The organism is Protofrankia sp. Cr1, from assembly GCF_963555865.1.
GTDB lineage: Bacteria > Actinomycetota > Actinomycetes > Frankiales > Frankiaceae > Protofrankia.
Genome location: NZ_CAUVXO010000092.1, coordinates 8013 through 13667 on the forward strand (window position 1 = coordinate 8013; position 5655 = coordinate 13667).

The following is a 5655-nucleotide window of genomic DNA, read 5'->3' on the forward strand; positions in this document are numbered from 1 at the left end:
GGGGCGATGGTGCAGTGGACGGTGGCCCGGGTGGATTCCCGCCCGCCCGCAGCGCGTTGGGTCTACGCCTGGCTCTCGCCCTGTTCGGGCTGCTGTTCTGCGCGGGTGCCTGTGTGTACTACGCCGTTTCCGACCAGCCGGTCCCGGCCGTCCTGCTCGGCGTGATCGCGCTGACGGCGGTGGTCGACCTCACCGTGATCGTCCGGCGGATGCGCCGGGAACGACGCTGAGGGCTTGGGCGATGTTGTGGCCGTCGGCCGTAGGTGGAAACTGCCGTTCCCGTGACCGCAATGACCTACCGTACGGTTTCGTGGCCGTCGGCCGTAGGTGGAAACTGCCGTTCCCGTGACCACAACGACCTACCGCCCGGTTTCTTGGCCGTCGGCCGTAGGCTAGCTGCGTAGTCTCGCGAGGCGGGCGTTGATGACGTCCTTGTCGAAGAGCGCGTCGGCACGGCCTTCGCCGTCCTCGTCGAAGTAGTACTGGACGGGATCGGGCTGGCGTCCGCCGATGCACTGCGGATAGGCGGCGCCCGCCGTGACGGGAACGACCTTTTCAACAATGACGTCGTGGTCCAGATCGTCGCCGAAGTCGAAGAGGTAGCGGAATGTGACGCCTTCCCCGGCGATCTGGGCGATGGTCGCCTCATCCGGATCCCGATCGCCCAGGTCGGGGGAGCAGCCGAACTTTCCGTACGCGGTTGTGAACATCCACAGGTGGTCGTCGTCCCAGTCGAACGCGGCCTGGATCACGTTGTGCAGATCCGCCAGCGTGCTCGTCGAGGAAATCTCAAGCCGACGCCAGATCGGCGGTTTCGACCCGCGTAGCAGGACTTTGATCTGATGGACGGTTCCCGCCGATTCCACCGAGGCAGCGGGGATCGTGGGCGGATGCACGGCCAGCTCGGCGTCGTCGAGTTGCCTGCGCACAAAGGCGGGGGCCGACGCGTACAGTCTGTCGAACACGGCTTCGGAACTGGTCTCGGTTTCATACAGACGGAAGTCGATGACATCGGCGCAGGTGGCGCGGTGGTCGGCCGCATCGGGTTCCCGGTAGGAGGCCACGAACTCGTCCAGTATGTCCGGCAGCTGCTCGTCCCACTGCTCGTGCGCGGCGGAGCCCAGCTCGCGAGCGTCGGTGGTGAAGTGCGCCCAGGCCCGGATGACGGCTGGCAGCAGTGCGAGGTCGTCGGCCCCGAGCGCGATGTGTTGGCTCACTTCGGTGATGAGAAAGTACCCCAGCGACAGCGGGCCGTAGCGTTGCGCCGGTCGTCCCAGGTCGAGAGCCCAGTCGGCCGCCATCCGCGCCCAGATCCGGGCCGCCTCGCGATCGGGCAGCGCCTCGGCGTGGTCGGATGCCAGGAATTCCGCGGCGACTCGCTCGGCTTCCTCTCGGTCGGCCTCGTCATCGATCAGCTCGATGTCGAGCCCGTCACCGTCACCATCGTCGGCGTCGGCGTCGGCGAGTTGATCGTCGGGCAGCAGGTCGAGCCGTGCCCGCAGCAGTGCCCAGCCACCAGCCGGGTCGCCCTCGTCATCGCTGTCCGCGTCACCGTCATCGTCGCTGCCGGCCTTCTCCGCCGCCGGTGCGTCCCGCTCGTATTCCACCTCCGGCGGCCCGTGATCGAGCATCCTGTCGAGGGCCTCATCGAGCCGGGCCCTGGCCTGCGCGGCAGGCAGCGGGATCGGCTCGGCAAGTGATCCTTGCGTGCCGAACATCTCGACCAGTCCGGTGATGCCGTCGTCCGCCAATTCGCCAATCATGATCTTAAAGATGCCCGCGAGAGAGGCGTGGTCGACGAAGACCACGAAAGCGTGCTCGGTGTCGGCTCGCCGGAAGCCGAGCGTGATCACTTCGACATCGCCGAACATGTCGGTCATCGACAGGGCGTCGGTCAGTTCGGCGACGTCGGTATGTGCGACCCACGCGGGTTCCGGGACGCCGCGGCTGGCGAGCTTTCGGCCGGCCTCGGTGGCCAACTCGCGCGTCCAATCTTCACCCACCAGCGCCAGCGCGCGCAGAACCGCCAACCCGGCGGGCGTGCGCTGGCCCGCCATATGGCGGATCAACGCTTCGACCTCGTTCTGCAGGAAGTCGTTCGGGTCGTGGGCGCCGTCGGCCGCGTCGTCAGCCCAGCCGGCAACCCAGATCTGCCCCAGCAGCTGCGACGCCCACGCTTCGGCGATGAGTATCGACTCCTCGCGATGAAGCTCGGCGGCGTCGTCAAGGACCGGCGCGTACGGCGACGGTGCGCTCCGGTTACGGCTCTTCGCCAGAGTGCGACCGGACTTCTTCCTGGCACGGTTGGCGGAACTCACGCCCGTTATCGTAACAAGCCGCGACCAGGCAAGCGCGGGCGGGCTTCCCCATGCCGAGCGTCGCGGTGGCCCGGCGCTGCGGCCTGACACCTCACCCGCGCCGGCCACAAGGTGGTCGTGTACGAGCGGGTCGATCGTATCTGCGATTTGCTGCGCGACGGCATCCCCGAGTTCGAGATGGGGAAGCACGTCCGCCTTTGATCTCCTCTACCTGGCTCCCCGCTCGCTGATCCGAGACCCCTGTTGCCGGTCGTTCTCAGGCCGTGTCTCGTGGTTCCCCCGGCGCGGTTCCGGGGTCCGCTGGTGTGATCAGTCTCTGCAGGCAGGGCCCGAACAGGGGGATCAGGCGCTCGGCGGGTGCCTCCGCGACTTTAGGGATCTTCAGTAGGTAGCGCGTGATTATCAGGCCGATTATCATGCTGGCGACGAGTCCGGATCTCAGCTCGGCGTCGTCGCCGATGATTATGTCGGCGAGCGGACTGGCTCCCTTGTCGATCATTGCGGCCCGCACCGCCTCGGCGGCCTGGTCGTGGGTGAGCATCGACCGCAGCATGGACACGGTCGCCTCCGGGGCGGACTCAAGCCGCTCCAGCAGCGTACAGAGCAGGCGTTCACCCAGATCGTCAATTGGCCCGGGTAGGGCGTCGTCGATGCCCAGTTCGATCTCGGCGGCGGCGATGAAGAGCGCCTCCTTCGATCCGAAGTGCTGCATGACCAGGGCTGGATCCACGTCCGCCCGGCCGGCGACAGCGCGGATCGTCGCGCCCTGATAGCCGCAGTCGCCGAACACTGTGCGGGCTGCGGCGAGGATCGCGGCTCTCGTGCGGGCGCGACGTTCAGCCCGTCCGAGGGGCGGCGTGTCCGATATCACAGAAGGTGTCACTCCACGCACGTTGACTGACCTCCGAACTTCTTTCTATGGTCATTGAGTCTACGAGTGTTGAGTGTGTGCTCGAGATGATCGTGCTTGCGGTCACGTCGACACAGGCCGTTTCCCGGGCTCCGAGCGTCCCATCTGTCGATGACCGTCTTCGTCTGTCGTGGCAAGAGGGGAACCTGTGCCAACACTGGCCCGCTGGAGCTTCCAGCACCGCCGCCTTGTCCTGCTGCTCTGGCTTGCGGCTGTGCTGGGTGTCGGCGTGACCGGCGCCGCTGCCGGTACGGATTACAAGAACGTCTTCTCACTTCCGGGGACCGGTTCGCAGGAGGCGATGGATCTCCTTGCCCGTGAGTTCCCCGCGGCGTCGGGGGACAGCGCGTCGATCGTCCTGCATGCCCGTTCCGGGACACTGCGGGATCCACAGGTGCAGGCCACCGCCTCCCGGATGCTCGATTCTGTCGCGCGGCTGTCTCATGTCGTGGAGATCACCAGCCCCTACGGCCCCGATACGGTCGGTCGGTTCAGTACGGACGGCCGGACCGCGTTCGCTACCGTAGCGCTGGACAGGCTGGCGAACGAGATCCCCAGGGACGACATTGTCGCGATCGTCGACACGGCTCGGGCCGCGGACAGCGGTGCCCTGCAGGTGGAGCTGTCCGGCAACCCGATCAGCGTCGCGGAACAGAACCTCGGCAGTACCAGCGAGCTGGTGGGTATCGCCGCCGCCGCGGTGATCCTGTTCATTGCCTTCGGCACGCTGCTGGCCATGACTCTGCCGCTGATCACCGCGATCATCGCGCTGGGAGTCGGGCTTTCTCTCATCGGACTGCTCTCCCATGCGATGAACATCGCCGAATTCGGGCCGACCCTGGCCACGTTGATCGGCCTGGGCGTTGGCATCGACTACGCCCTGTTCATCGTCAACCGGCACCGGACCGCGCTGCGGGCCGGGCGGAGTCCGCAGGATGCGGTCGTCACGGCCATCAACACCTCCGGTCGCGCGGTCATGTTCGCGGGTGTCACCGTGTGCATCGCCCTGCTCGGGATGCTCGCGCTGCGGGTGGACTTCCTGGTCGGGGTCGCCGTGGGCGCGGCGCTCGTGGTGGCTCTGACCATGGCCACCGCCGTCACCCTGCTGCCCGCGCTGTTCGGCTTCTTCGGGATGAAGGTGCTCAGCCGGAAGGAGCGGGCGAGGCTTGCGGCCGCTGGTGGGGAACCCGAGGTGGCCACCGGCTTCTGGTGGAACTGGGCCCGCCGGATCGAGCGGCGTCCCGCCCTTTCGGCCGTGATCGCGGCGGGACTGATCGTGGTCGTGGCCGTGCCCTTCTTCTCCCTGCGGCTCGGCTCCTCCGATCAGGGCAACGGACCGGAGTCCAAGACGTCCAGACGGGGGTATGACCTGCTCGCGGAAGGGTTCGGCGCCGGATTCAACGGTCCGTTCGTGCTCGCCGCTGAGATTGGCTCCCCGGCGGACCGCGGTGCCCTGTCGAGGCTGGTCGCAACGTTGCACGACACACCCGGAGTGGCGTCGGTGTCAGCGCCGCGGGAAAGTCCCAACGGACGCGCCGCGACGGTGACGCTCTACCCGACCACCAGCCCGCAGGACGCCGAGACCTCCAAGCTGCTCGATCGGCTGCGGGATGAGGTCATACCAGCGTCGACCAGGGGCAGTTCGCTGGTCGTCCACGTCGGCGGCGTAACGGCGATCTTCGACGACTTCGCGCATGTGCTCGCGGACAAGCTGCCTCTGTTCGTCGCCGTGGTCATCGGCCTCGCCTGCCTGCTGCTGGTTGTGGTGTTCCGCAGCGTCGTCATCCCGCTGATGGCCTCGGTGATGAACCTGCTCGCGGTCGCCGCGTCCTTCGGGGTGCTCGTTGCGATCTTCCAGTGGGGATGGCTGTCCGACCTGTTCGACATCCAGCCCGGGCCGATCGAGCCGTTCCTACCGGTGATGATCTTTGCCATCCTCTTCGGACTGAGCATGGACTACGAGGTGTTCCTGGTCAGCCGGATGCACGAGGAGTGGCTCGCGCGCCGGGACAACCGGATCGCCGTCTCGCTGGGTCAGGCCGAAACCGGTCGTGTGATCAGCGCGGCTGGAGCGATCATGGCGTTGGTGTTCGGCTCCTTCATGCTCGGGGACGATCGTGTGATCAAGATGTTCGGTCTGGGCCTCGCGCTCGCGGTCGTGATCGACGCGTTCGTCATCCGGACCGTGCTGGTGCCCGCGCTGATGCACCTGTGCGGTAGGGCGAACTGGTGGCTGCCGGCCCGACTCGACCGGGTGCTGCCCACGGTCTCGGTAGAACCTACGGACCAGGGCGAGGAGATTCGTTACACGCCGGTCCCGCCCGGTGCCGGCGTGCCGGCACAGGCCGGTACCGCCGGGTCGGCGCAGCCCGGTCCCGGCGGGCACAGCTGACAGGCCCACGTGGACAGGTGATTTCTCGACCGTGG

At 67.2% G+C, this 5655-nt stretch carries 4 protein-coding genes; 2 read left to right on the forward strand and 2 right to left on the reverse strand.

Annotation, left to right across the window (positions count from 1 at the left end; all coding sequences use genetic code 11):
* The coding region (locus U9980_RS10320) for a DUF6343 family protein (RefSeq protein WP_322767713.1) at window positions 1-230 on the forward strand (230 nt) is incomplete at its 5' end.
* Between the two features lie 162 nt (window positions 231-392).
* Here the strand turns inward: U9980_RS10320 and U9980_RS10325 are convergent.
* Together U9980_RS10325 and U9980_RS10330 are read right to left on the reverse strand one after the other, a co-directional pair.
* A complete protein-coding gene (locus U9980_RS10325) occupies window positions 393-2318 on the reverse strand; it encodes a plasmid pRiA4b ORF-3 family protein (protein ID WP_322767714.1) in 1926 nt (641 codons plus the stop codon).
* 256 nt (window positions 2319-2574) lie between these two features.
* Window positions 2575-3189: a TetR family transcriptional regulator gene (locus U9980_RS10330; RefSeq protein WP_322767715.1), complete on the reverse strand. Its 615-nt coding sequence runs from the start codon at window positions 3187-3189 to the stop codon at window positions 2575-2577.
* A 187-nt stretch (window positions 3190-3376) separates the two neighbouring features.
* Here U9980_RS10330 and U9980_RS10335 point away from each other — a divergent pair, with 187 nt between their 5' ends.
* Window positions 3377-5620: an MMPL family transporter gene (locus U9980_RS10335; RefSeq protein WP_322767716.1), complete on the forward strand. Its 2244-nt coding sequence runs from the start codon at window positions 3377-3379 to the stop codon at window positions 5618-5620.
* Window positions 5621-5655 lie beyond the last annotated feature (35 nt).